This is a genomic window from Salmonella sp. FC25216, assembly GCF_057751355.1.
In genome coordinates this window covers 352,114-377,141 of the sequence record NZ_JBDGON010000002.1, presented here as the reverse complement: position 1 = coordinate 377,141, position 25,028 = coordinate 352,114, and the positions used below count along the sequence as shown (strand labels likewise).

At 52.5% G+C, this 25,028-nt stretch carries 26 protein-coding genes and 1 other annotated feature; of the genes, 11 read left to right on the top strand and 15 right to left on the bottom strand.

Annotation, left to right across the window (positions count from 1 at the left end):
• Positions 1-59 precede the first annotated feature (59 nt).
• From pdeR to osmB, 4 genes are all read left to right on the top strand, one after another.
• On the top strand, positions 60-2,042 hold the full coding sequence (gene pdeR, locus AC3G3F_RS05205) for a cyclic di-GMP phosphodiesterase (RefSeq protein WP_488394581.1): 1,983 nt from the start codon (positions 60-62) through the stop codon (positions 2,040-2,042).
• A 121-nt stretch (positions 2,043-2,163) separates the two neighbouring features.
• Positions 2,164-2,343, top strand: a complete 180-nt coding sequence (locus AC3G3F_RS05200; protein WP_023246675.1) for a YciZ family protein — start codon at positions 2,164-2,166, stop codon at positions 2,341-2,343.
• 86 nt (positions 2,344-2,429) lie between these two features.
• Positions 2,430-3,182: a DNA-binding transcriptional regulator YciT gene (yciT, locus tag AC3G3F_RS05195; RefSeq protein ID WP_023246676.1), complete on the top strand. Its 753-nt coding sequence runs from the start codon at positions 2,430-2,432 to the stop codon at positions 3,180-3,182.
• Positions 3,183-3,439: 257 nt separating this feature from the next.
• Positions 3,440-3,658 (top strand): osmotically-inducible lipoprotein OsmB, encoded by a 219-nt coding sequence (gene osmB / locus AC3G3F_RS05190; RefSeq protein WP_000481166.1) that lies wholly within the window; start codon positions 3,440-3,442, stop codon positions 3,656-3,658.
• A gap of 119 nt (positions 3,659-3,777) precedes the next feature.
• Here the strand turns inward: osmB and yciH are convergent, their stop codons facing one another.
• The 5 genes from yciH to pgpB all read right to left on the bottom strand — a co-directional run bounded on the left by yciH (position 3,778) and on the right by pgpB (position 7,429).
• A complete protein-coding gene (gene yciH, locus AC3G3F_RS05185) occupies positions 3,778-4,104 on the bottom strand; it encodes a stress response translation initiation inhibitor YciH (protein WP_023246677.1) in 327 nt (108 codons plus the stop codon).
• Positions 4,104-4,841, bottom strand: coding sequence for an orotidine-5'-phosphate decarboxylase (pyrF, locus tag AC3G3F_RS05180; RefSeq protein WP_053529015.1), 738 nt, complete (start codon positions 4,839-4,841; stop codon positions 4,104-4,106). The genes yciH and pyrF overlap by 1 nt, the downstream gene beginning before the upstream one ends.
• A 189-nt stretch (positions 4,842-5,030) precedes the next feature.
• On the bottom strand, positions 5,031-6,200 hold the full coding sequence (lapB, locus tag AC3G3F_RS05175) for a lipopolysaccharide assembly protein LapB (RefSeq protein ID WP_023246679.1): 1,170 nt from the start codon (positions 6,198-6,200) through the stop codon (positions 5,031-5,033).
• A gap of 6 nt (positions 6,201-6,206) precedes the next feature.
• On the bottom strand, positions 6,207-6,515 hold the full coding sequence (gene lapA / locus AC3G3F_RS05170) for a lipopolysaccharide assembly protein LapA (protein ID WP_000876280.1): 309 nt from the start codon (positions 6,513-6,515) through the stop codon (positions 6,207-6,209).
• 149 nt (positions 6,516-6,664) lie between these two features.
• On the bottom strand, positions 6,665-7,429 hold the full coding sequence (pgpB, locus tag AC3G3F_RS05165) for a phosphatidylglycerophosphatase B (RefSeq protein ID WP_023246680.1): 765 nt from the start codon (positions 7,427-7,429) through the stop codon (positions 6,665-6,667).
• A 195-nt stretch (positions 7,430-7,624) separates the two neighbouring features.
• Here pgpB and ribA point away from each other — a divergent pair, with 195 nt between their 5' ends.
• Positions 7,625-8,215, top strand: a complete 591-nt coding sequence (gene ribA / locus AC3G3F_RS05160) for a GTP cyclohydrolase II (RefSeq protein ID WP_488394578.1) — start codon at positions 7,625-7,627, stop codon at positions 8,213-8,215.
• A gap of 56 nt (positions 8,216-8,271) precedes the next feature.
• Here ribA and acnA read toward each other — a convergent pair whose 3' ends face one another.
• From acnA to topA, 6 genes are all read right to left on the bottom strand, one after another.
• Positions 8,272-10,947: an aconitate hydratase AcnA gene (gene acnA / locus AC3G3F_RS05155; protein WP_488394576.1), complete on the bottom strand. Its 2,676-nt coding sequence runs from the start codon at positions 10,945-10,947 to the stop codon at positions 8,272-8,274.
• A gap of 182 nt (positions 10,948-11,129) precedes the next feature.
• Entirely contained in the window at positions 11,130-11,222 is a 93-nt protein-coding gene (gene ymiC, locus AC3G3F_RS05150) for a small membrane protein YmiC (protein ID WP_223232400.1), read from the bottom strand.
• 110 nt (positions 11,223-11,332) lie between these two features.
• Positions 11,333-11,503, bottom strand: a complete 171-nt coding sequence (locus AC3G3F_RS05145) for a hypothetical protein (RefSeq protein WP_072158643.1) — start codon at positions 11,501-11,503, stop codon at positions 11,333-11,335.
• Positions 11,504-11,644: a YmiA family putative membrane protein gene (locus tag AC3G3F_RS05140; RefSeq protein ID WP_213083627.1), complete on the bottom strand. Its 141-nt coding sequence runs from the start codon at positions 11,642-11,644 to the stop codon at positions 11,504-11,506. It lies immediately after the preceding gene.
• 280 nt (positions 11,645-11,924) lie between these two features.
• Positions 11,925-12,899: an HTH-type transcriptional regulator CysB gene (gene cysB / locus AC3G3F_RS05135; protein WP_023246916.1), complete on the bottom strand. Its 975-nt coding sequence runs from the start codon at positions 12,897-12,899 to the stop codon at positions 11,925-11,927.
• 210 nt (positions 12,900-13,109) lie between these two features.
• On the bottom strand, positions 13,110-15,707 hold the full coding sequence (gene topA / locus AC3G3F_RS05130; RefSeq protein ID WP_079817679.1) for a type I DNA topoisomerase: 2,598 nt from the start codon (positions 15,705-15,707) through the stop codon (positions 13,110-13,112).
• Positions 15,708-16,109: 402 nt separating this feature from the next.
• On the opposite strand from topA, the gene AC3G3F_RS05125 reads away from it, so the two are divergent.
• A complete protein-coding gene (locus AC3G3F_RS05125) occupies positions 16,110-16,361 on the top strand; it encodes a YciN family protein (RefSeq protein ID WP_000548615.1) in 252 nt (83 codons plus the stop codon).
• Positions 16,362-16,402: 41 nt separating this feature from the next.
• Here the strand turns inward: AC3G3F_RS05125 and sohB are convergent, their stop codons facing one another.
• Entirely contained in the window at positions 16,403-17,449 is a 1,047-nt protein-coding gene (sohB, locus tag AC3G3F_RS05120) for a protease SohB (RefSeq protein WP_080070205.1), read from the bottom strand.
• Between the two features lie 237 nt (positions 17,450-17,686).
• On the opposite strand from sohB, the gene AC3G3F_RS05115 reads away from it, so the two are divergent.
• Positions 17,687-18,448 (top strand): YciK family oxidoreductase, encoded by a 762-nt coding sequence (locus tag AC3G3F_RS05115; RefSeq protein WP_053529011.1) that lies wholly within the window; start codon positions 17,687-17,689, stop codon positions 18,446-18,448.
• Entirely contained in the window at positions 18,445-19,035 is a 591-nt protein-coding gene (cobO, locus tag AC3G3F_RS05110; RefSeq protein WP_023246920.1) for a cob(I)yrinic acid a,c-diamide adenosyltransferase, read from the top strand. The genes AC3G3F_RS05115 and cobO overlap by 4 nt, the downstream gene beginning before the upstream one ends.
• A gap of 86 nt (positions 19,036-19,121) precedes the next feature.
• Here cobO and rluB read toward each other — a convergent pair whose 3' ends face one another.
• From rluB to rnm, 3 genes are all read right to left on the bottom strand, one after another.
• Positions 19,122-19,997 carry a 23S rRNA pseudouridine(2605) synthase RluB gene (gene rluB / locus AC3G3F_RS05105; RefSeq protein WP_488394572.1) on the bottom strand — a complete coding sequence of 292 codons (876 nt, stop codon included), beginning with the start codon at positions 19,995-19,997 and terminating at the stop codon, positions 19,122-19,124.
• A 100-nt stretch (positions 19,998-20,097) separates the two neighbouring features.
• Entirely contained in the window at positions 20,098-20,718 is a 621-nt protein-coding gene (locus AC3G3F_RS05100; protein WP_023246921.1) for an L-threonylcarbamoyladenylate synthase, read from the bottom strand.
• 7 nt (positions 20,719-20,725) lie between these two features.
• On the bottom strand, positions 20,726-21,607 hold the full coding sequence (gene rnm / locus AC3G3F_RS05095; RefSeq protein ID WP_023246922.1) for an RNase RNM: 882 nt from the start codon (positions 21,605-21,607) through the stop codon (positions 20,726-20,728).
• A 123-nt stretch (positions 21,608-21,730) separates the two neighbouring features.
• On the opposite strand from rnm, the gene trpL reads away from it, so the two are divergent.
• The 3 genes from trpL (at position 21,731) to trpD (ending at position 25,028) form a co-directional block, all read left to right on the top strand.
• Positions 21,731-21,775, top strand: coding sequence for a trp operon leader peptide (trpL, locus tag AC3G3F_RS05090; protein WP_010989026.1), 45 nt, complete (start codon positions 21,731-21,733; stop codon positions 21,773-21,775).
• Positions 21,752-21,847 (top strand) — a sequence feature (Trp leader region). Its footprint overlaps the gene before it by 24 nt.
• 23 nt (positions 21,848-21,870) lie before the next feature.
• Positions 21,871-23,433 carry an anthranilate synthase component 1 gene (locus tag AC3G3F_RS05085; protein ID WP_070803901.1) on the top strand — a complete coding sequence of 521 codons (1,563 nt, stop codon included), beginning with the start codon at positions 21,871-21,873 and terminating at the stop codon, positions 23,431-23,433.
• Positions 23,433-25,028 carry a bifunctional anthranilate synthase glutamate amidotransferase component TrpG/anthranilate phosphoribosyltransferase TrpD gene (gene trpD, locus AC3G3F_RS05080; RefSeq protein WP_023246924.1) on the top strand — a complete coding sequence of 532 codons (1,596 nt, stop codon included), beginning with the start codon at positions 23,433-23,435 and terminating at the stop codon, positions 25,026-25,028. The genes AC3G3F_RS05085 and trpD overlap by 1 nt, the downstream gene beginning before the upstream one ends.

Here is a 25,028-nt window from a genome sequence, read left to right as displayed (position 1 = left end):
ATGTATAACATGGCTAACCTTTCTTTTCGGGCATCTGGCGCTTAAATGGGATGGTACGCATGATCAAACAGATTCAGGAACAAACGGCGCTAAGTCCCCTTCATACTTACTGGCGCCTGGTAGATGATCGCAACGTGCTGCATCTATCTCCGGCAGGTGAAATGGACGCAGAAAAAACGGTTGAGTTATCGCCGGAGCAAGCCGGGCGTATCCGGGAAATGACGGCAATTACCTCCAGCATGCTGATAACGTTGTTAATAGAAAAACAGGCTATCTCTGCGCACCTGGTAGGCCGTAAGATTAATAAACGTGAATGGGCGGGCAGCCTTTCAACCTGGCCTGATACGCCCGCTGTCGTACCAACGCAGGCGCAGGAACTCTCTTTTGCCGAGCAAATCGTATCAGAAGCCAGCTCAGTCATTGCGATACTGGATAGCCAGGGAAAAATCTGTCGATTTAATCGGTTATGCGAAGAGTACACGGGCTTAAAAGAGCAAGATGTGATTGGTCAAAGCGTCTTTAAATTATTTATGAGTCGCCGGGAGGCTGCCGCCTCCCGGCACTACATTGAGGGTTTTTTTCGCAATGGCAATGCCTATGAAATCGAACGCTGGATAAAGACCCGTAAAGGCCAACGCCTGTTCTTATTTCGTAATAAATTCGTCCATAGCGGTAGCGGTAAAAACGAAATTTTCCTGATCTGCGCCGGCACAGATATTACCGAAGAAAGGCGGGCTCAGGAGCGTTTACGCATACTGGCGAATACAGATACCGTCACCGGCCTGCCTAATCGCAATGCTATCCATGAATTTATTAACAATGCTATTGCCGCGGCTGGCGAGTCGCAGGTGGGTATCGTTTATCTCGATCTGGATAACTTCAAGAAAATTAATGACGCCTACGGGCATATGTTTGGCGATCAGCTCTTACAGGCCGTTTCACTGGCGCTGTTGAGTTGTCTGGAGGAAGATCAATTGCTGGCCAGACTGGGAGGGGATGAATTCATTGTCCTCGCTGCCCATACGTCTCAGGGCGCGCTGGAAGCCGTAGCCTCACGAATCCTTACCCGACTGCGGCAACCGTTTCGTATTGGACTCATTGAAGTTTACACGGGATGCGCCATTGGCATTTCGTTGGCCCCCCAGCACGGACAGGACAGCGAAAGTATCATTCGTAATGCCGACACCGCAATGTATAACGCCAAAGAAGGCGGCCGCGGTCAGTTTTGCGTTTTTTCGCCGGAAATGAATCAGCGCGTATTTGACTACCACTGGCTGGACACAAACCTGCGAAAAGCGCTGGAAAACGACCAGTTACTTATTCACTATCAACCCAAAATTACCTGGCGCGGCGAAGTACGTAGCCTGGAAGCGCTGGTACGCTGGCAATCGCCGGAACGCGGATTAATTCCGCCGCTGGAGTTCATCTCATACGCCGAAGAGTCAGGACTCATCGTTCCGCTGGGCCGCTGGGTGATTCTGGATGTGGTTCGCCAGATTGCGAAATGGCGCGATAAAGGGATTAATTTGCGCGTAGCCGTTAACTTTTCGGCGCGACAACTGGCCGACCAGACGCTTTTTACCTCGCTTAAGCAGGTTTTGTACGATCTGAATTTTGAGTATTGTCCGATCGATGTCGAGCTAACAGAAAGCTGCCTGATTGAAAACGACACGCTGGCGCTATCGGTTATCCAGCAATTTAGTCAGCTCGGCGCTCAGATTCATCTGGATGATTTCGGCACCGGTTATTCTTCGCTTTCCCAACTCGCCCGATTCCCTATTGATGCCGTTAAACTGGATCAGGCTTTCGTCAGAGACATCCATAAGCAACCGCTGTCGCAATCTCTGGTTCGGGCGATTGTCGCGGTGGCTCAGGCACTAAATTTACAAGTGATTGCCGAAGGCGTAGAAAATGCTAAAGAAGATGCCTTCCTGACAAAAAACGGCGTCAATGAACGACAGGGCTTTTTATTCGCCAAACCTATGCCCGCCGTTTCTTTTGAACGCTGGTACAAACGTTATCAGACGAAAAAAATGCGTTAATGACGGCGATAATAGAGAGAACAGCCTATGCAGACAGGCCTAACCCTATTTTTCCCTTCTCTTTTCAGATTAATTTCTGCATCATGAATTTAAACCTTTTCTGACATTAAGGATGACAAACATGTCTGATATCGAAGCACAACGAATTGCCCAACGCATTGATACCGTGCTGGATATCCTTGTTGCTGGCGATTACCATTCGGCCATCAATAACCTTGAAATATTGAGAGCAGAGCTGTTAGATCAGGTTAAAGACGGTATCTCGCCACCCCGTGCTCCCGGGTCGCCCTGGGAAATCTGATAGCGATTATTTGCTCCGGGGTGGCCGTTAGCCCTTCCCGGTTCTCTGAATGTCTGTAACTCCTTTTAACGTATAAAATTAATACTATGAACTCCCGACAACAATCAATTTTGCAAATGGTGGTTGATAAAGGCCAGATGAGCGTTGCTGAACTGGCGAAAATTACCGGCGTATCTGAAGTCACGATTCGTCAGGATCTGAATACCCTGGAAAAACAGAGCTATTTACGCCGTGCGCACGGTTTTGCTGTTTCGCTTGAGAGCGATGACGTAGAGACTCGCATGATGACTAATTACACACTAAAACGCCGACTGGCGGAGTTCGCCGCCTCGCTGGTCAGTCCAGGAGAATCCGTTTTTATTGAAAATGGCAGTAGCAATGCGCTATTGGCCCGAGCGCTGGCAGAACAAAAAGATGTTACGATCATCACCGTGAGCAGTTATATCGCACACCTGCTTAAAGAAACCCCTTGCGAAGTCATTCTCCTCGGTGGAATCTATCAGAAAAAAAGTGAAAGCATGGTAGGGCCGTTGACGCGACAGTTTATCCAGCAAGTGCATTTCAGCAAGGCGTTTATCGGTATTGATGGCTGGCAGGCTGATACCGGCTTTACTGGACGCGACATGATGCGCTCGGATGTGGTTAACGCGGTTCTGGAAAAAGGCTCAGAAGCGATTGTCCTCACCGATAGCTCCAAATTTGGCTGCGTGCATCCCTATACCCTGGGCCCGCTCTCTCGCTTCCATCGTGTCATTACAGATTCCAGAATTTCCGCCAGCGATCAAATGCAGTTAGAACATGCCGGGCTGCTAGTCAATGTTATTGGCTCATCCAGTTAAAATATTTCCCGATGATTTGCCCTATGGCAAATCATCCTCTCTCTAAGACTTTTCTGCCCCCGAATTAAGACTATTTACCTGTTGTAACGAGCGCAACATCGTAAAATTAATACTAGCGAAATAACAGGAAGTGACTATCACCTGCGTGATATATCCCTGCGCAATCAGGTTTTACGGAAAATCTCTTAACAGGTTTTATTTTAACTATAGTTAAAGTGAGCTTAATTCCGTGAATCGTTAATTCAGGAGAAAGTATTATGTTTATGACGAGCAAAAAAATGGCCGCTGCTGTGCTGGCAATCACCGTAGCAATGTCTCTGAGCGCCTGCTCAAACTGGTCCAAGCGCGATCGCAACACGGCTATTGGCGCAGGTGCTGGGGCATTGGGCGGCGCAGTGTTAACAGACGGCAGTACCTTAGGCACCCTGGGCGGCGCGGCGGTCGGCGGCGTTATTGGTCACCAGGTCGGAAAATAATCCAGACGTTTAAATATTGAACGGTTCAAAATAATACGATTATTCTTTTCAGGTCTGGATTACAAAAATAGACAAAGTTGACTTTTACGCCACGGTAATTTACAACCGTGGCGTTTTTATTAACCGCCAGCTAATTTTACTTTCATTCCTTTAGCTTCCAGCAACGATTTTATCAGGTCGCGTTTATCGCCCTGAATTTCAATAATCCCTTCTTTTACTGCCCCGCCGCAGCCGCACTTTTTCTTCAGTTCAGCCGCCAGTTTGGTTAACTCCGCATCATCCCTCTCAATACCGGTAATCAAACATACGCCTTTACCCTTGCGGCCACTGGTTTGACGCTGAATGCGAACGATACCATCCCCTTTTGGACGAACCAGCACCGTTTTAGGTTCTTCAATGCGCCCCGTCTCCGTTGAATAAACCAGACGACTATTGGAATCGCTCATTATACCTCCCGTTTCAGTGACGCGTTAATATCCTTCAGCGTTTGCGCCGGATTAACCGATTGCGTGACCGGACGGCCAATCACCATATAGTCGACGCCGGCGGATAATGCCTGTTCGGGCGTCATAATGCGTCGCTGGTCGCCCGCCTCGCTGCCTGCAGGCCGAATGCCCGGCGTCACCAGCTTAAATGCAGAGCCAAAGACCTGTTTAAATCTGACAGCTTCCTGAGCAGAACAGACCACGCCATCCAACCCGCATTGCTGCGTCAGGCGCGCCAGCCGCTCCGCATGCTCCGCCGGTGACAACGTCACGCCCAGATCGCACAGATCGCTGGTTTCCATACTGGTCAACACGGTCACTGCAATGAGCAGTGGTGCATCTTTACCGAATGGTGCCAGCGCGTCGCGCGCTGCAGCCATCATTCTCGCCCCGCCAGACGCATGCACGTTTACCATCCAGACGCCCAGATCCGCCGCAGCGGCGACTGCCCGGGCCGTTGTGTTGGGAATATCATGAAATTTTAGATCAAGAAAGACATCAAACCCACGTTGCTGGAGATCCCGAACGAGTTGTGGACCAAACAGCGTGAACATCTCTTTGCCCACTTTTAAGCGACAATCGCAAGGATCGATTTTGTCGACAAACGCCAGGGCTTTATCGCGTTCATGGTAATCCAACGCCACAACGACAGGCGATTCAGTAATAGCGTAGGAAGAAGATGAAGCAGTAAACGTCATGACCAGACCTTCTTGATGATGGGCACCGGAGTGGCGCAAATTGGGTAAACGGCGTGCATTCTACCTGCGGTGCAGGGAAATTAACAGGTTCGATTGACAACCTGCGAAACCCTGGCCGCCGATGTCAGCGTCGTTTCTTATAATATTTCATTAAGTATGTTGTAACTAAAGTGAAGGTTTTTTTATATGCTACTGCCCATCAAGTCCACGAATAGGTTTAATGGTCGACCATGCCCGGCAGGATGGACAGTGCCAGTATAAGGTATAGGCGGTAAAACCGCATTTCTGGCAACGATATCGCGGTTTACTGCGCACCTGCTCGCCAACCATATCGCGTAGTACCATCAAACTTTCTTTCGCCCGCCCTTCTTCCGCCTCGTTGAGATGGTAATCCATCAGCTTATGGAATACCCGCATGGTGGGATGTCGCTGTAGCTGACGAGTGATATAGATTTGGGCTGCGTCACTACCTTCGCGCGCTTCCAGAATATCGGCAAGCATTAACTCAGCGCCAGCACCGGTATTCTCCTCAACGGCGCGACGTAAAAACTCCGCCCACTCAGCATTTTTACCGAGCTGTTGATAGCAGGTCTGCAACATTTCCAGCGTTTCGCTGACCAGCTCTTTATCCTGGACGATAACACGTTGCAGGCTTTCGACCGCTTTGGCGTAATCCCCTCTCGCCATATAGACGCGCCCCATCATGATAGACACCCGGGCGCTATTTTTATCTGCGGCGGCACCTTTTTTCAGCAACGCCATCGCGCGATCCATGTCGTCGTTGCCCATCTGCTGTAAAGCTAACTCACAGTAAAAGTGGGCGATTTCGATACGCTGTTTATCTTTGCCCAGTTTCACCAGCCGTTCTGCTACTTCGATCGCCTTTTGCCAGTCGCTGGTGAGCTGATAGATTTGCAAGAGCTGCTGTAACGCGCCTACGCGAAACTCCGTTTCGTCAGTAAGTTGGTTAAACATATCTTCCGCGCGGTCATATAAACCGGCGGCCATATAATCGCGCCCCAGTTGCTGAACGGCCAGTAAACGCTGTTCATAGGTCAATGAAGCGCTTTCCATTAACGTTTGATGAATACGAATGGCGCGATCGACTTCGCCGCGAGAGCGAAACAAATTACCGAGGGTGAGATGAGCCTCAACGGTGCCGGTATCCTCTTTAAGCATATCGAGGAACAGATCCACCGCTTTATCTTGTTGGTTACTCAGCAGGAAGTTAACCCCTGCGACATAATCGCGCGACAGGCGGTTAGCTTCATCCTGTTTTGTTTGTTGCGCACTTCTGCGACCCATATACCACCCATAGGCAGCGGCTACAGGCAACAGCAGAAATAACAACTCCAACATATATGATTATTCCTTTACAACCGACGAATCGGCAGTGACCGCAACGTCGGTTGCTGGCGAGAGCTTGTTTTCCAGTCGTTTAATTTTGCGTTCAGCGCGGGCAAGGGAAACGCGGACCCGTAGCCAGAACAGGCCGCAAATCAGCCAGCCAATCGCAAAACCGGCGGCGAATAGCACAGCAAGTAACGTGGAGATACGATACTCCCCTTGCGCCAGCAGGTAGTTAAACGTCACCTGTTGATCATTCTGCGCGCCCAGTGTCACTGAAATAACAAAAATCGCCAATACCAGTAAGAAAATGAGTAGATATTTCACATTACTTCCCGTTATGTGGTTTGCGCGAATAAATCGTATCCAACTTACCGCATCCAGCCTTCTAAATTACCATTTTCACGCCTCGCGCGAAATGGAAAAGCGCCCGCCATCAGATGATTTAAGGACAATTGACAGAAAATCAACCGTTGTTAGCGTTCCTGCTCCCGTTCAGCAATTTCTTGCGCTTCTTCACGAGGCGGCGTAAGCGGCCCGCAAATTCGCTGCGCCAGCCAGGTCGCCAGGGTAACTAATAACCAGGAGATGAGCGTGGCGACCACTAAATCTCGTGGCCAGTGCATTCCCAGAAGCAAACGGCTGCCCATTACACCGGTCGCCCAGACTAACAAAAACGCGATGGTGAAAGTACGTCTGCGCGGCCATAACAGACCAACGGCTAAAAGCGCCCAGCTCGCTGCAAACATGGTGTGTCCGGAGGGAAACGCAAAGCCCGTCTCTTTTTGCCAGTGCTGACGCAGGAAAACCGGGATGTTCTGTTGCCCGGCCAACTGCTCTTTCACTAAATATCCGCGCTCTGTACGCTTTAAAGTGTAGAACTCATCGACGGGAATATGGTGCGTTTTTTCAAGCCAGACCACAAATGGCCGTGGCTCCTGTACGCGTTCTTTTACCCATGACTTCACGCCCTGCCCGACGATAATCGCCCCGCCGAGGATCGCAAACAGCATAATGGCGGCGCGCAGGCGAAATCGCAGGCACCATAAGAACCATCCACAAAGAATTACATGCGTGATAACGCCCCAGGGTTGGGTCACGGTTTCCGTTATCCAGAATAGCGTTTTTAGCCACCAGATCTGATGTCCTGGCTGCCACTGCCAGCCTGATCCCCATACGGCGAGCGGCATGATAAGCAACAGTGCGGCGCCTGCCGCAGTGCGCCTCGCAATTGAAAGCATGGATGCTCCTTTTATAAGTAAGTATCACAATCATAACTGAAAATTCTCGCCGGACTGGAAAATTGACAAATTTGTGCCATTCCTGAGCAATTACGTGGTAGTGATTAGGTGATGTCCGCCGCCTTATGGCAAAATAGTGGGATACAGGCCAACAGGCGACGACACCGCAGGCGTCAGCATAATCTGGAGAAATACATGCAGCTTAAACGTGTGGCAGAAGCCAAACTGCCAACCCCATTGGGTGACTTTCTGATGGTGGGATTTGAAGAACTGGCAACCGGACACGACCATGCCGCGCTGGTTTTTGGCGATATTTCAGGTAAAACGCCGGTACTGGCTCGCGTTCATTCCGAATGTCTTACCGGGGACGCGCTTTTTAGTCTGCGTTGTGATTGTGGTTTTCAACTGGAAGCCGCGCTGACGCATATTGCGGAAGAAGGACGCGGTATTCTGATTTATCACCGCCAGGAAGGCCGCAATATCGGCCTGCTTAATAAAATTCGTGCGTATGCGTTACAGGATCAAGGCTATGACACAGTGGAGGCCAATCATCAGCTCGGTTTTGCCGCCGATGAGCGTGATTTCACCCTGTGCGCGGATATGTTCCAATTACTGGGCGTGGATGAAGTTCGCCTGCTGACCAATAATCCGAAGAAAGTCGAAATACTGACCGAAGCGGGAATTAATATCGTTGAACGCGTTCCGCTCATTGTGGGCCGTAATCCTAATAACGAGCATTATCTGGATACTAAAGCCGCCAAAATGGGCCACCTGCTAAGTAAGTAAACCTCCGTTTATTAAAGTGCGGGCCTGCCTGTTCACGGCAGGCCCGATAAACGGCCTTAGTTCAGCATATTTCTTATAACATAGTGCAATATGCCGTCATTCTGGTAGTAAGTAAGCTCGGTTGCGGTATCAATACGACAGCGGCAAGGCACCGTTTCTTTACTACCGTCCGGTCTCGTTAACGTCACCGGAATGGTCGCGCCAGGGCGCTGGTTTTGCAGATCCGCGATATCAATCACCTCTTCCCCGGTCAGTCCCAGCGTTTTACGCGTTACGCCCTGTGGAAACTCCAGCGGCAGAATCCCCATCCCAATCAGGTTTGAGCGGTGGATACGTTCGAACGATTCGGCGATCACGACGCGGATACCTAACAGCCGCGGACCTTTTGCCGCCCAGTCACGGCTCGATCCCGACCCATACTCTTTCCCGGCAATCACCGCCAGCGGCGTTTTTTCCTGCTGGTAAAGCATCGCAGCGTCATAAATCGACATCGCTTCCGTACCCGGCAAATGCCGCGTCATCCCACCTTCGACGCCAGGCAGCATTTCGTTGCGAATACGAATATTGGCGAACGTGCCGCGCATCATCACTTCATGGTTGCCGCGCCGTGAGCCATAGGAGTTAAAATCCTTCCGCTCAACGCCGTGGTTTTGCAGATAACGTCCGGCGGGACTGTCCGGCTTGATGCTGCCGGCCGGAGAAATATGATCGGTCGTCACCGAATCCCCCAGCATCGCCAGGATACGCGCGCCATGGATATCTTTGACGGGCGCAGGCTGGGCCTGCATCTCATCAAAGAAAGGCGACAGGCGAATATAGGTTGAATCCGATTGCCAGCCGTAGGTATCGGACGATTCAACCTGAATCGATTTCCATTCCTCCGTGCCCTCAAACACTTCCGCATACTCTTTACGGAACATATCCGATGACACCAGTTCAACGGCACGGGCAATTTCCTGCGCCGAAGGCCAGATATCCTTCAGGTATACCGGATCGCCTTTACGATCGTACCCCAGCGGATCTGTCGCGAGGTTAATGTTCATGTTTCCGGCCAGCGCATACGCTACAACCAGCGGCGGCGACGCCAGCCAGTTCGTTTTCACCAGCGGATGGATACGCCCTTCAAAATTTCGGTTACCGGAAAGCACGGCTCCTACTGTCAGATCGCCTTTTTTAATCGCGGTCTCGATAGGCTCCGGCAACGGGCCGGAGTTACCGATACAGGTCGTACAGCCGTAACCGACCAGGTTAAAACCGAGTTCATCCAGATAAGGCGTAAGTTTGGCCTGCGCCAGATAGTCAGACACCACTTTTGAACCCGGCGCCAGAGAAGCCTTGACCCACGGTTGACGCTTCAACCCCAGCGTTACTGCCTTTTTCGCCAGTAATCCTGCCGCCATCAGCACACTGGGATTCGAGGTGTTCGTACAGGAGGTGATTGCGGCAATGACGACAGCGCCATCCGGAAGCTGATATGGCTGTCCGTTCATCGTATAGTCAACCGGCTGGCGATCTTTTTGCGCGGTATTCAGTTCCAGCTCAGCGCTGGCAGCAAAGGCTTTCGGCACATCGCCTAACGCCACACGATCCTGCGGGCGTTTCGGCCCGGCCAGACTGGCCTCGACATCGCCCATATCCAGTTCCAGCGTACTGGTAAATACCGGTTCATCACCGGGATTACGCCACATTCCCTGCGCCTTCGCGTAGGTTTCAACCAGCTCGACCAGATCGTCGCTACGTCCGCTTAATCGCATATATTCCAGGGTGATGGCGTCAATTGGGAAGAAACCACAGGTTGCGCCATATTCCGGCGACATATTAGCGATGGTCGCGCGGTCCGCCAACGGCAGTGAATCCAGACCATCGCCATAGAATTCAACAAATTTACCCACTACGCCATGCTTACGCAGCATTTGCGTGACGGTTAGCACCAGGTCAGTGGCGGTGATCCCCTCCCGGAGTTTACCGGTTAACTTAAAACCGACGACATCCGGGATAAGCATCGACACGGGCTGACCAAGCATCGCCGCTTCCGCTTCGATACCGCCCACGCCCCACCCCAATACGCCCAGACCATTAATCATAGTCGTATGGGAGTCGGTCCCCACCAGCGAGTCCGGGTAGGCAATCCACTCCCCGTCCTGTAATTCGCTCCAGACAGCTTTGCCCAGGTATTCCAGGTTAACCTGATGGCAAATGCCGGTTCCGGGCGGCACAACGCTGAAACGGCTGAACGCCTGCTGTCCCCATTTCAGGAACATATAACGCTCATGGTTACGTTCCATTTCCAGCCGCACGTTTTCTTCAAACGCATCGTCATCGCCGAAATGATCGACCGTCACAGAATGGTCGATAACCAGATCGACCGGCGATAACGGGTTCACTTTCGCCGTATCGCCGCCGAGGCGTTTAACGGCTTCACGCATCGCCGCCAGGTCGACAACGGCAGGCACGCCGGTAAAGTCCTGCATCAGGACACGGGCGGGCCGCCAGGCGATTTCACGATCGGCATGGGCATTTTTAAGCCAACCAGCCAGCGCCTGAATATCCTCATCAGTCACAGACTCGCCGTCCTGCCAGCGCAACAAGTTTTCCAGTAACACTTTAAGTGATTTGGGCAAACGGGCGATATCGCCCAGGGATTTGGCAGCCAGCGGCAGACTGTAGTAATGATACGTTTTATCTTTGGCCTGCAATGTATCCTTACTGGCTTCTCGTAGGGTTGACGACATAGCTCCTCCTTAAATGACAGGGTTGCGTTACCCTGATTCTCCACAGGGTTGTATTAAAGATAACACAAACAAAATGTAACGTTTTGATAACAACCAAAATTGCTAAAAGAGGAGAAACCTAACAGGCGTGAACCGAACATGAAAAAGCCCGATAAATAACGCATTATCGGGCTTCGGCGAGATTAGACGGCAATCCAGATTAACTCAGCCCAGAACAGTAGCGATAACATAAACGCGCCAGTCCATGACCAATACTTTATATTTGACGTTAACATAGGCGACACCAACTGTGTTTAATCAATACTGAGAGGCGCTCAGCACACGGTTGCTGCGGTGTAATAAGACAGCGTTAATAAAAACAGTAACGCCAATAAAAAGACGGATATTATTTTTGTGGTTCATCGTCAGCAAAAGCATCAATAAATGCCCGCTGCTGCGGCGTGAGCGTCCAGTTTTGCGGAACAGACCGGAAAACGGTCGTATTCGGTGTTTTATCATCGTCACGAGGTTGAATCGGGGACGCGACGACGTGCTCGTGTTCCGATGTACTGCTCACTTAGCCCCACCAATGCCAGATAACAAGCGCTACCACTACCCAGAACAACGCAGAACCCACAAAAACCGCCAGCCATGCTTTACGTTTGAGCTCAGGGTCGCGGTGCGGTTCCTGGTTTTCAGAAGGCATTACTAACCTCATGCTATCGGTATCACTTATCATTTTAGCACCAAACAATCGGTACAATTAATCATCAGATGAGACAAATCCTAAATAAACTTTAGTCAAAAATCCAGTCAATTTACGAATCGTTTCCAGTGAATAAATCAATCTTTTGACTCAAGATAACTATTTGGAAAAAGAAATTTGCGGGGCGGGTAATTCAGCACTATTTTGCTGAGAATTACCCGCAATACTTCGAGGGATATTTCAAAAGACGTCTTTGGCTGGCATGCAAATACAACGCAAACCGACGGTGCCATTACTTTTCAGGCAGCTTTATATCCTGAAACATCGCTTCAATTTCTTCATTAGAACGCAACGCCACCGCCGTATCCACCACGTCACGCGTCAGATGTGGCGCAAAACGCTGAATAAAATCATACATATAGCTGCGTAAAAAAGTACTACGGCGAAAACCGATTTTCGTGGTGCTGTGGCTAAAAATATCGTGCGCGTCAACCCGCACTAAATCGGGATCGGCAAGCGGATCTACCGCCATGCTGGCAATGACGCCAACGCCCAGCCCCAACCTGACATATGTTTTAATCACATCCGCATCGGTCGCGGTAAAGACGATCCGCGGCGTTAACCCGGCGCGATTAAAGGCGGTATCCAGTTCGGAGCGTCCGGTAAAGCCAAAGGTATACGTCACCAGCGGATACTGCGCCAGCTCTTCAATCGTTACGGAAGGCTTTGCCGCCAATGGATGATCCGGCGTCACCACTATCGAACGGTTCCAGTGATAGCATGGCAACATCACCAGATCGTCATACAAATGCAGCGCTTCTGTGGCAATCGCGAAATCGGCGTTCCCTTTCGATACCGCTTCCGCAATCTGCGTTGGCGACCCCTGATGCATATGCAGCGAAACGCGCGGGTAACGCTCGATAAAGCCTTTAATCACACCTGGCAATGCGTAACGCGCCTGAGTATGGGTAGTCGCAATATAGAGCGAGCCTTTATCCGGCCAGGTGTGCTCACCTGCGACCGACTTAATGGCATCAACTTTGGAGAGCACCTCACGCGCAATACGGATAATCTCCTGGCCTGCGGGCGTCACCTGAGTCAGATGTTTACCACTGCGGGCGAAAATCTGAATGCCAAGCTCATCTTCCAGCATCCGAACCTGCTTGCTGATCCCCGGCTGGGAAGTATACAGCCCCTCAGCGGTAGAGGAGACGTTAAGGTTATGATTAACCACTTCAACAATGTAGCGAAGCTGCTGCAATTTCATAATACATCATCCAGATTAGCGCCATCAGACCATCGTTTATCCGCAGGCTTCATTGAGCTGCTAATACGATTTAATAATAAAAAAGATGTTAACTATAACCACTATATCATTTATATCTGAACTGTATAGCAGGCGCGATAAAATAATAAGGGTGCTATAAAAAAGGGCCGCTTACGCGGCCCGGTTTACTATTGTGGCGACAGACAGGGGTTATTTCTTGCCTTCAACCCACTTGCCGTCGACGAAGAACGCTGACCATCCTGTCGCTTTCCCCTCTTTTTCCGCCGCAACGTACTGCTGTTTTGTTTTGCGGCTAAAGCGAACAACGGTTTTATTGCCTTCCGGGTCCTGCTGCGGCGCATCCGCCAGATAACGCAGTTTTTCCGGCAGGCGATCGCGGAACCGGTAAAGCTCCTCGACTAACGGCGCGCGCGTTTCGCGTGATTTCGGGAAGGTATTGGCCGCCAGGAATATCCCTGCCGCGCCGTCGCGCAGCACAAAGTACGCGTCCGATTTTTCACACGGCAGTTCCGGCAATGGGACTGGATCTTCCTTCGGCGGCGCAACTTCGCCATTACGCAAGATCTTACGGGTATTTTTACACTCGTCGTTAGTGCAGGCCATGTACTTACCAAAACGCCCCATTTTCAGGTGCATTTCGGAGCCACATTTCTCACACTCAACGATCGGACCGTCATACCCTTTGATGCGGAACTCGCCTTCTTCAATCTCGTAGCCGTCACAGGTTGGGTTATTACCACACACATGCAACTTACGCTTCGGATCGATCAGATAGCTGTCCATCGCCGTACCGCACTTCTGACAGCGACGCTTGGCGCGCAAGGCGTTGGTTTCGGCGTCGTCGCCCTCCAGCACGTTCAGAACTTCATTTTCCGGCACCAGATTAATGGTCGTTTTACAGCGCTCTTTCGGCGAAAGCGCATAACCTGAACAACCGAGGAAGACCCCCGTACTGGCAGTACGAATTCCCATTTTACGGCCACAGGTTGGACAGTCGATGCTGGTCAGCACCATCTGGTTAGGACGCATCCCCCCTTCTTCCGGATCTTTCTCGGCTTTATCAAGCTGCTGAGTAAAATCGCTGAAGAAGTTATCCAGCACCGCTTTCCATTCGGCCTGGTGATTCGCAACCTGATCCAGGCTATCTTCCATCTGCGCGGTAAAATCGTAGTTCATCAATTCGCGGAAGTTTTCTTCCAGCCGATCGGTGACGATTTCACCCATTTTTTCCGCATAGAAACGACGGTTCTCAACGCGAACATAGCCGCGATCCTGAATAGTCGAGATGATCGACGCATAGGTAGACGGACGACCAATACCACGCTTTTCAAGCTCTTTAACCAGCGAAGCCTCGCTAAAACGGGCTGGCGGTTTAGTGAAGTGCTGAGCAGGCGTCAGTTCAAGTAGCGTCAGCGCATCGCCCTTATTCACGGCAGGCAATGTGCGATCTTCATCGCCTTTACGCAGCGCCGGCATCACTTTTGTCCAGCCGTCAAAGCGCAAAATACGCCCGCGCGCTTTCAGACGGAACTCGCCCGCACCAACGGTAAGCGTAGTAGAGTCATATTGCGCTGGCGTCATCTGACAGGCGACAAACTGACGCCAAATCAGTTGATACAACTTCTGCGCGTCAGTCTCCATGTCTTTCAGCGACTCCGCCATGACAGCAACGTCGGAAGGACGGATCGCTTCGTGCGCTTCCTGTGAATTCTCTTTACTGGCGTACTGGTTCGGGTTATCCGGCAGGTATTTCTTACCGAAATTATCGCCGATGTAGCCGCGCACCATATTGACCGCATCCTGACTCAGGTTGGTGGAATCAGTACGCATATAGGTGATGTAGCCCGCCTCATACAGACGCTGCGCCATCATCATGGTTTTCTTCACGCCAAAGCCCAGCCGGGTACTGGCCGCCTGTTGTAGCGTTGAGGTGATAAACGGCGCGCCAGGCTTGCTGCTGGTCGGTTTATCTTCACGCTCCAGTACGCTATAGCGCGCTTTTTCCAGCAGGCTGACGGCGGCAAGCGTCTGCTCGCGATTTACCGGACGGAATGGCTTGTCGTTCTGATGCGTCACCTGTAGCGGTAGCGCCTCGCCAGACGGCGTCGATGTATTGGCGTCAATTTCCCAGAACTCTTCCGGAACAAACGCTTTAATCTCGCGCTCGCGCTCAACGACCAGACGGACCGCGACAGACTGAACGCGACCTGCCGACAAACCACGGGCGATCTTTTTCCACAGCAATGGCGAGACCATATAGCCTACCACGCGGTCCATAAAGCGGCGCGCTTGCTGAGCGTTAACCCTGTTAATGTTCAGCTCGCCTGGTTGTTCGAACGCCTGGCGAATGGCATTTTTGGTTATTTCGTTAAAGACTACGCGACTGTAGCGCGCGTCATCGCCGCCGATCACTTCCCGCAGGTGCCATGCAATAGCTTCCCCTTCGCGGTCAAGGTCGGTTGCGAGATAGATGTGGTCGGCTTTTTCCGCCAACTGTTTCAGTTCAGAGACGACCTTCTCTTTACCAGGCAGCACTTCATAGTGCGCATCCCAGTTGTGCCACGGGTCAACCCCCATACGGTTGACGAGAGCGCCACGTTCATCCTTTTTGGGCTTTTTAGCCGTTTTGGTGGAGGTAGAGTCGGCGCTCTTTTTAGCTGCTGAGCCACTGGTCGGCAAATCACGGATATGACCCACGCTGGATTTCACCACGTAGTCATTACCCAGATACTTGTTGATCGTTTTGGCTTTTGCCGGGGACTCAACGATGACAAGAGCTTTACCCATATTCACCTTTACCTAAGTTGATTCTTCCAGGAATGCGTCGCACGTTGATTCACCTTCCACTGGCGACGAGACAACGATATATGGTCTCTACGTCTGCGGATATCAACCCCTTGTACTGGCTTTGTGTACGAAATGTAATACTCAGGTGACTGAGTTAACAGGCTTTTTTGCACACACGCGCTATAGCACGACGGAATTTTGGTCGAATGTCAAGCAATTCTGTTGCCAGATTGACGAAAGCGTCACACTGTACCTGATAAAATTCGATACGCAACTTTATTAGCATGCAAAAACAAATCTTGCCAGTGAACGCAACATGGCAAATCCACCAATTTCCTACAAGAATATTTGCCCATCAGAAGTGCTCAGCGTAGACTAATCTCCTTGTTTAAGGAGTAAAAAATGCATAAAGAGACGCAACCTATCGATCGCGAAACACTGTTGCTTGAAGCCAACAAAATTATTCGGGAACATGAAGACACGATGGCAGGTATTGTCGCCACCGGCGTGACGCAGAGAAATGGCGTGCTGGTTTTCAGCGGCGATTACTTTTTAGACGAGCAAGGATTACCAACCCCTAAAAGCACTGCGGTGTTTAACATGTTTAAACACCTGGCGCATGTGCTGTCTGAGAAGTATCACCTGATTGATTAATCCGTGCCGGATGGCGCTGAATGCCATCCGGCAATAGCCGTTTACATCAACGGCTTTTGTCCACGCTGCCACCAGCGCAGCAGAAGCCGATCCGCGCTTTCCGCCGCGCTGCCGGTAACACGATCGATCAGTTTTTTACGCTGCATATAGCGCACATTTAGCACCTCGCACCCTTCCATCAGACCGAGGATAATCTCATCGCTGGTGTTAATCTCATCAACCAGCCCCTTCTCCAGCGCCTGCTGACCGTACCAGTGTTCGCCCGTGGCGACCTGTTCAATGTCCAGAGTCGGACGCATCCGCTGCACAAAATCTTTGAACAGATGGTGCGTTTCGTTGAGATCTTCACGAAACTTCTGCCGCCCTTCTTCCGTATTCTCGCCTAACAATGTCAGGGTACGTTTGTACTGTCCTGCGGTATGCAGTTCAATATCAATGTCTTTACTTTTGAGAAAGCGGTTAAAGTTTGGGATTTGCGCGACAACACCAATTGATCCCACAATAGCGAACGGCGCCGCGACAATCTTCTCCGCCACGCAGGCCATCATGTAGCCTCCGCTTGCCGCGACTTTATCCACCGTCACGGTCAGCGGAATATTTTTATCGCGCAGGCGCTGCAATTGCGATGCCGCCAGGCCATAGCCGTGCACAACGCCGCCGGGACTTTCCAGACGCACCACCGCCCGATCGCCTGGTTGCGCCACTGCCAGCACCGCCGTGACCTCTTCGCGCAACGCATTAACTTCGTGAGCGTCCATACTGCCTTTGAAATCTATCACCCATACGCGCGGTTTGTCCGATGTCGCAATGTCCCCCAGCTTCGCTTTTGCTTTGGCGGCTTTCGCCTCCTGCTTATGCTTTTTTTTCTGCGCCTTATGCCACAGTTTTTGTTGATGGCTATCCATCAATGCCGCAGCGAGGTCATCCTTCATCTCCTGATACTGCTCGCTCAAATTGGTCACGCGCAGCTCGCCGCGCTGACGTTTGCGTTGCGTAGCGTTCACGATCAGCAGCACAATGACCGCAATAGCCACCACAACGGTGACGATTTTTGCCAAAAATAAGCCATATTCAGACAACAATTCCACGACTCCCACCTTGATTAAATAACGCGACTTGCGCTCAGTGTACAACAGGCATCGAAGTCAGTCTCTCTTCATCCGTATGCCTGTTGAGGAAGAAAAAGTATGACAAGGTGTTCATTTTACGGCGTTATCGCCCCTGGCTGATTGAAAAAAGAGGCGCTTTCAGGCATAAACCCGAAAAGTTAACGCGAAGCTAAGACAACCTGGCAGGACGGTTCACCACGCCGTTGAGGAGTAGCCATGCATTACCAACCGAAACAAGATCTATTGCAAAACCGCATTATTTTGATCACTGGCGCCAGCGACGGCATTGGGCGGGAAGCCGCGCTCACGTATGCGCGTTACGGCGCAACGGTGATTCTCCTGGGACGCAACGAAGAGAAATTGCGTCGGGTCGCGCAGCACATTGCCGACGCGCAACATGTTCAACCACAATGGCTTACGCTCGATCTGCTGACCTGCACCGCTGAAGAGTGCCGACAAGTAGCCGACCGCATCGCCGCCCACTACCCCCGCCTGGATGGCGTCCTGCATAATGCCGGGCTACTGGGGGAAATCTGTCCAATGAGCGAACAAGATCCGCAGGTCTGGCAGGATGTCATGCAGGTAAACGTTAACGCCACCTTTATGCTCACCCAGGCGCTGTTACCGTTATTACTGAAATCCGATGCCGGCTCGCTGGTCTTTACGTCGTCAAGCGTTGGTCGTCAGGGGCGCGCCAACTGGGGTGCCTATGCCACCTCGAAGTTTGCCACTGAAGGAATGATGCAGGTGCTGGCGGACGAATATCAAAACCGTTCTCTGCGCGTTAACTGCATTAACCCGGGCGGCACGCGCACCAGTATGCGCGCCAGCGCCTTTCCGACGGAAGATCCACAGAAATTAAAAACGCCTGCCGATATTATGCCGCTTTACCTGTGGCTCATGGGCGACGACAGTCGCCGTAAGACCGGTATGACCTTTGACGCCCAGCCGGGCCGTAAACCAGGAATCGCCCAATGAGTAATGAACGCTATCAGCAGCGCCAGCAGAAGGTAAAAGATCGAGTTGATACCCGTGTCGCCCAGGCACAGGAAGAACGCGGTATTATTATCGTGTTTACCGGCAATGGTAAGGGTAAAACCACGGCCGCTTTCGGGACTGCCGCCCGCGCCGTAGGGCACGGTAAAAAGGTGGGCGTGGTGCAATTTATTAAGGGCACCTGGCCCAACGGCGAGCGTAATCTACTGGAACCGCACGGTGTCGAATTTCAGGTAATGGCGACGGGATTTACCTGGGAGACACAAAATCGCGAGGCAGACACCACAGCATGTATGGCCGTTTGGCAGCATGGGAAACGGATGCTGGCCGATCCGCAGCTTGATATGGTGGTACTGGATGAGCTGACCTATATGGTGGCGTATGACTATTTGCCGCTGGAAGAGGTCATAAGCGCGCTAAACGCGCGCCCTGGTCACCAGACGGTGATTATTACAGGTCGCGGCTGTCACCGGGATATTCTTGATCTTGCGGATACCGTCAGCGAACTGCGTCCGGTTAAACATGCTTTTGACGCGGGCGTAAAAGCCCAGATGGGAATTGATTATTAACCGTAGGCCGGATTAAGGCGTTTGCGCCGCCATCCGGCACAAACCCTCTTGTCTGATGATTCTCGGCCTATAAACCACGGTAGAGATTACCCGTTGTTATTACGCCCACCGGAGCGGCGTCCGCCAGCTATCTGGCTGTGGCGTTTTACCGCCCGACGGATCTGGTTCGCTTTCATACGACGACGGTCTTTTTCGACGGCAACCTTCGACGAGGTTTCCGGCGGGAGCTCTACCAGACCACGCAGATAGTTCGTTTGCGCGAGGTCGAGCTCAGTCCAGCCACCGCGCGGCAGGCCTTTCGGCAGCGGGATATCGCCGTAACGAACGCGGATCAAACGGCTGACCTGAACGCCTACCGCTTCCCACAGTCGGCGAACTTCGCGGTTGCGCCCTTCCGTCAGCGTCACGTTATACCACTGGTTAATGCCTTCGCCGCCGCTGAATTTGATGGACTTAAATGCCGCCGGACCATCTTCCAACTGTACGCCACGGCTTAAATCACGCAGTTTCGATTCATCCACCTGACCGAACACGCGCACGGCATATTCACGTTCAACTTCACGGCTAGGATGCATCAGGCGGTTCGCCAGTTCACCGTCGGTGGTAAACAACAGTAGCCCGCAGGTATTGACATCCAGACGTCCTACCGCAATCCACCGCGCGCCGCGCAGTTTCGGTAAGCGATCAAAAACGGTTGGCCGCCCTTCAGGGTCATTGCGGGTACACAGTTCACCTTCTGGTTTGTAATAGGCCAGAACGCGGCAAATTTGTTCCGCCGACTCTTTCACCGAAATCAGGTGACCGTCGATACGGATTTTCAAACCGGGAGTGACTTCAACGCGATCGCCAAGCGTGGCGATTTTACCGTCAACGCTGACACGTCCCGCTTCAATAATGGATTCGATTTCACGACGAGAGCCGTGGCCGGCGCGCGCCAGCACTTTTTGTAACTTTTCGCTCATAGAGCTTCCTTCAGGTGTCGCCTTCACAGGCGTCGAACAGGAGAATGAACGGCGCGTTGCCGCGCCATTTTAAGGCCGCGTAGTATACAGACTTACGCCCTTATAAGAAAGGTGTAACGTCGCCGACGCCTTCGCGCAGCACCATCGGGGAGTCATTAGTCAAATCGATTACCGTGGTGGGTTGCTGACCGAGGTAGCCACCGTGGATGATCAGATCCACTTGCTTCTCCAGCCGATCTTTAATTTCTTCCGGGTCCGACTCGGTAAAGTCGCTGCCCGGAAGCATCAATGACGTCGAGAGCATCGGTTCGCCCAGCGTATCCAGCAGCGCCAGCGCAATCGGATTTGACGGCACGCGCAGGCCGATGGTTTTACGTTTTTCCTGTAACAGACGACGCGGCACCTCTTTTGTCCCCTTCAGAATAAAGGTGTAGTTACCCGGCGTATTGTTCTTAATCAGGCGAAACGCCACGTTATCCACGAATGAATAAGTCGACAGTTCGGACAGATCCCGACACATCAATGTAAAGTTGTGACCATCGGGCAACTGACGAATACGGCAAATGCGCTCCATTGCGCCTTTGTCTTCAATTTTACAACCGAGGGCATAGCCGGAATCGGTTGGATAAACAATAACACCGCCTTTACGCACAATGTCGACGGCCTGATTAATCAGCCGTTGCTGTGGGTTATCCGGATGGATATAAAAAAACTGGCTCATACTTCCCTCACTGTGATATTTGCGGCTGTTCCCATGTCTGCCATACGCCTTCAACGCCAGCGGGCAGCCAGAGTTTACGCCCCAATTCAATCCACGGGCAGGGCTGATGGAAATCAGATCCAAGCGATGCCCATAAATGATGCTGACGCGCAAGCGTCGCCAGTTGGGTGCGTTCATTGGGCGATTGTTGGCACTGCGCCACTTCCATCGCGTCGCCGTGATGGTCGGCAAAATGCGCCACTAATCTTTTCAGCCACTTAGCGCTAAGGTCGTAGCGTCCCGGATGGGCCAACACCGCCTTACCGCCAGAATGATGAATGACATCAATAGCTTGTTCTATTGTACACCACTGCGGCGGAACGTAACCGGTTTTCCCACGCGCGAGATATTTTTTAAAAACATCCGCCATTGTCGCGGCTTTGCCGTACTCCACCAGAAAGCGGGCGAAGTGACCGCGCGTCACCGCGCCGCCATTCGCCAATCTCAATGCCCCTTCCCACGCGCCGGGAATATGGGCTTTTTCCAGACGCTCCGCAATGAGCCGACCGCGCGCCTGACGCCGCTGTGTCTGCTGCGCCAAAAAATCGCACATTGCCGGGTGCGCAATATCAATATTCAGACCCACAATGTGAATCTCATGATTTTCCCAGACCGTTGAAATCTCCACGCCGGGAATAAGATTCAGAGCCAGCCCTGAACGTGAAATTTCTTCTCTTGCCGCAGGAATCGCGGCTGTGGTGTCATGATCGGTAATCGCCAGCGTGCCGACTCGCATCTCTACCGCACGGTGTACTAACGTTTCTGGCGTCAACAGTCCATCGGACGCCGTGGTATGACTGTGCAGATCGTAAATCACTGCGTAATTCGTGTCGCTCAAGGCGGCTCCCATAGAGATAAAAGGTATGTCGTGTACATCATAACGGTTCCGGCAAATATACTGAAATAGGTGTTGACATTATTCCACCGAACCAGTTAACTAGTACGAAAGTTCACATGAAGAGGGTATCTAAAAATGGCAGCGACATTTGCATTACACGGCTGGTGGCGCACTTCCTGATAGCGGGCGGTGTATGAACAGATGTAATAAGCCAAAAGATACCCGGCCCGCCTGTTAAGCGGGCTTTTTTTTGAACAAAATTAATGAGAACAACCATGCAAACACAAAAACCTACGCTCGAACTGTTGACCTGTGATGCCGCCTACCGGGAAAACCCGACGGCGCTTTTTCACCAGGTTTGCGGCGACCGCCCGGCAACGCTGCTGCTGGAGTCCGCGGATATCGACAGTAAAGACGATTTAAAAAGCCTGCTGCTGGTGGATAGCGCGCTGCGCATTACCGCATTAGGTGACACCGTCACTATTCAGGCGTTGTCTGATAATGGCGCCTCGTTATTGCCGCTACTGGATACCGCCCTGCCCGCTGGCGTGGAGAACGAAGCCCTGCCTGCCGGTCGCGTCCTGCGCTTTCCGCCCGTCAGCCCATTATTAGATGAAGACGCCCGTTTATGCTCCCTGTCGGTATTTGATACGTTCCGCCTGATACAGGAGGTGGTGAACATACCGACACAAGAGCGGGAAGCTATGTTTTTCGGCGGTTTGTTTGCCTACGACCTGGTGGCTGGCTTTGAAGCGCTTCCACACCTTGAGGCTGGCAATAACTGCCCGGACTACTGCTTTTATTTAGCGGAAACGCTGATGGTGATAGATCATCAGAAAAAAAGCACCCGTATTCAGGCCAGTCTGTTCACCGCCAGCGACCGGGAAAAACAGCGCCTGAACGCCCGCCTGGCGTACCTTAGCCAACAGTTAACCCAGCCTGCGCCGCCGTTGCCGGTGACGCCGGTGCCGGACATGCGCTGCGAATGCAATCAGAGCGATGACGCGTTCGGCGCGGTTGTACGCCAGTTGCAAAAAGCCATCCGCGCGGGCGAGATATTTCAGGTGGTGCCGTCGCGCCGCTTTTCGCTGCCCTGCCCGTCGCCGTTGGCTGCCTACTACGTGCTGAAAAAGAGCAACCCCAGCCCGTATATGTTCTTTATGCAGGATAATGATTTCACGCTTTTCGGCGCGTCGCCGGAAAGTTCGCTGAAATATGACGCCGCCAGCCGTCAGATTGAGATTTACCCCATCGCGGGTACCCGTCCACGCGGTCGTCGCGCCGATGGTACGCTGGACAGAGATCTCGACAGCCGTATTGAGCTGGACATGCGTACCGACCATAAAGAGCTTTCCGAACATCTGATGCTGGTCGATCTGGCGCGCAATGACCTGGCGCGCATCTGTACGCCGGGCAGTCGCTACGTTGCCGATCTGACAAAAGTTGACCGCTACTCGTACGTGATGCATCTGGTTTCCCGGGTGGTGGGCGAACTGCGTCACGATCTCGACGCTCTGCACGCCTATCGCGCCTGCATGAACATGGGCACCCTGAGCGGCGCGCCGAAAGTACGCGCCATGCAATTGATTGCCGATGCGGAAGGACAGCGCCGCGGCAGCTATGGCGGCGCTGTCGGGTACTTCACCGCCCACGGCGATCTGGACACCTGTATTGTTATCCGCTCCGCGTTGGTGGAGAACGGTATCGCAACCGTGCAGGCGGGCGCCGGAATTGTGCTGGACTCTGTTGGGCAGTCTGAAGCCGATGAAACCCGTAATAAAGCGCGCGCCGTATTGCGTGCTATCGCCACCGCGCATCATGCACAGGAGACCTTCTGATGGCTGATATTCTGCTGCTCGATAACATCGACTCGTTTACCTGGAACCTGGCAGATCAGCTACGGACCAACGGTCATAACGTGGTGATTTACCGTAATCATATTCCGGCGCAGACGCTTATCGATCGCCTGGCGACGATGAAAAATCCGGTGCTAATGCTCTCCCCCGGCCCGGGCGTCCCCAGCGAGGCAGGCTGTATGCCGGAGCTGCTGACCCGACTACGCGGCAAGTTACCGATCATCGGCATTTGCCTGGGGCATCAGGCCATTGTCGAAGCTTACGGCGGTTACGTCGGTCAGGCGGGAGAAATCCTGCATGGCAAAGCCTCCAGCATTGAACATGACGGTCAGGCGATGTTCGCCGGTCTGGCGAATCCGCTGCCGGTCGCGCGTTATCATTCACTGGTCGGCAGTAATGTTCCTGCCGGGCTGACCATTAACGCCCATTTCAACGGCATGGTGATGGCGGTACGTCATGATGCGGATCGCGTTTGCGGTTTTCAATTCCATCCTGAGTCCATCCTGACAACACAGGGCGCGCGTCTGCTGGAGCAGACATTAGCCTGGGCGCAGCAAAAGCTGGAACCAACAAACACCCTGCAGCCGATTCTGGAGAAACTCTATCAGGCGCAAACTCTAACGCAACAAGAGAGCCATCAGTTGTTTTCGGCGGTCGTCCGCGGCGAACTTAAACCTGAACAGCTCGCCGCCGCGCTGGTGAGCATGAAAATTCGCGGCGAACATCCCAATGAAATTGCCGGCGCCGCCACTGCGCTGCTGGAAAATGCCGCCCCGTTCCCGCGCCCGGATTATCTGTTTGCGGATATCGTCGGTACCGGCGGAGACGGCAGTAACAGTATCAATATCTCTACCGCCAGCGCCTTTGTCGCGGCGGCCTGCGGAATGAAAGTGGCGAAACACGGCAACCGCAGCGTGTCCAGCAAATCGGGATCATCCGATCTGTTGGCGGCGTTCGGTATTAATCTGGATATGAACGCCGATAAATCACGTCAGGCGTTAGATGAACTGGGCGTCTGTTTCCTGTTCGCGCCGAAATATCACACCGGATTCCGTCACGCGATGCCGGTTCGCCAACAGTTAAAAACGCGAACCCTGTTCAACGTACTCGGCCCGCTGATCAACCCGGCGCATCCGCCGCTGGCGTTGATTGGCGTCTACAGCCCGGAACTGGTGCTGCCGATTGCGGAAACCTTACGGGTATTGGGCTATCAGCGCGCGGCAGTGGTACACAGCGGCGGCATGGATGAGGTTTCGCTCCATGCGCCGACGATTGTCGCGGAGCTGCATGACGGCGAAATTAAAAGCTATCAACTTACGGCGGAGGATTTTGGCCTGACGCCTTACCATCAGGAGCAGTTGGCTGGCGGCACGCCGGAAGAAAACCGTGACATTCTGACGCGGTTATTACAAGGTAAAGGCGACGCCGCGCATGAGGCTGCCGTCGCCGCCAACGTGGCGATGCTGATGCGTCTGCATGGTCAGGAAGATCTCAAAGCCAATGCGCAAACCGTGCTTGATGTTCTACGCAACGGCACCGCATATGACAGAGTCACCGCACTGGCGGCAAGAGGGTAA

Excerpts from the sequence above, each read along its gene's own strand:
- pdeR (WP_488394581.1), top strand. The coding sequence starts at position 60 with ATGATCAAACAGATTCAGGAACAAACGGCGCTAAGTCCCCTTCATACT.
- AC3G3F_RS05200 (WP_023246675.1), top strand. The coding sequence starts at position 2,164 with ATGTCTGATATCGAAGCACAACGAATTGCCCAACGCATTGATACCGTG.
- yciT (WP_023246676.1), top strand. The coding sequence starts at position 2,430 with ATGAACTCCCGACAACAATCAATTTTGCAAATGGTGGTTGATAAAGGC.
- osmB (WP_000481166.1), top strand. The coding sequence starts at position 3,440 with ATGTTTATGACGAGCAAAAAAATGGCCGCTGCTGTGCTGGCAATCACC.
- yciH (WP_023246677.1), bottom strand. The coding sequence starts at position 4,104 with ATGAGCGATTCCAATAGTCGTCTGGTTTATTCAACGGAGACGGGGCGC.
- pyrF (WP_053529015.1), bottom strand. The coding sequence starts at position 4,841 with ATGACGTTTACTGCTTCATCTTCTTCCTACGCTATTACTGAATCGCCT.
- lapB (WP_023246679.1), bottom strand. The coding sequence starts at position 6,200 with ATGTTGGAGTTGTTATTTCTGCTGTTGCCTGTAGCCGCTGCCTATGGG.
- pgpB (WP_023246680.1), bottom strand. The coding sequence starts at position 7,429 with ATGCTTTCAATTGCGAGGCGCACTGCGGCAGGCGCCGCACTGTTGCTT.
- ribA (WP_488394578.1), top strand. The coding sequence starts at position 7,625 with ATGCAGCTTAAACGTGTGGCAGAAGCCAAACTGCCAACCCCATTGGGT.
- acnA (WP_488394576.1), bottom strand. The coding sequence starts at position 10,947 with ATGTCGTCAACCCTACGAGAAGCCAGTAAGGATACATTGCAGGCCAAA.
- ymiC (WP_223232400.1), bottom strand. The coding sequence starts at position 11,222 with ATGTTAACGTCAAATATAAAGTATTGGTCATGGACTGGCGCGTTTATG.
- AC3G3F_RS05140 (WP_213083627.1), bottom strand. The coding sequence starts at position 11,644 with ATGAGGTTAGTAATGCCTTCTGAAAACCAGGAACCGCACCGCGACCCT.
- cysB (WP_023246916.1), bottom strand. The coding sequence starts at position 12,899 with ATGAAATTGCAGCAGCTTCGCTACATTGTTGAAGTGGTTAATCATAAC.
- topA (WP_079817679.1), bottom strand. The coding sequence starts at position 15,707 with ATGGGTAAAGCTCTTGTCATCGTTGAGTCCCCGGCAAAAGCCAAAACG.
- AC3G3F_RS05125 (WP_000548615.1), top strand. The coding sequence starts at position 16,110 with ATGCATAAAGAGACGCAACCTATCGATCGCGAAACACTGTTGCTTGAA.
- AC3G3F_RS05115 (WP_053529011.1), top strand. The coding sequence starts at position 17,687 with ATGCATTACCAACCGAAACAAGATCTATTGCAAAACCGCATTATTTTG.
- cobO (WP_023246920.1), top strand. The coding sequence starts at position 18,445 with ATGAGTAATGAACGCTATCAGCAGCGCCAGCAGAAGGTAAAAGATCGA.
- rluB (WP_488394572.1), bottom strand. The coding sequence starts at position 19,997 with ATGAGCGAAAAGTTACAAAAAGTGCTGGCGCGCGCCGGCCACGGCTCT.
- AC3G3F_RS05100 (WP_023246921.1), bottom strand. The coding sequence starts at position 20,718 with ATGAGCCAGTTTTTTTATATCCATCCGGATAACCCACAGCAACGGCTG.
- rnm (WP_023246922.1), bottom strand. The coding sequence starts at position 21,607 with ATGGGAGCCGCCTTGAGCGACACGAATTACGCAGTGATTTACGATCTG.
- AC3G3F_RS05085 (WP_070803901.1), top strand. The coding sequence starts at position 21,871 with ATGCAAACACAAAAACCTACGCTCGAACTGTTGACCTGTGATGCCGCC.
- trpD (WP_023246924.1), top strand. The coding sequence starts at position 23,433 with ATGGCTGATATTCTGCTGCTCGATAACATCGACTCGTTTACCTGGAAC.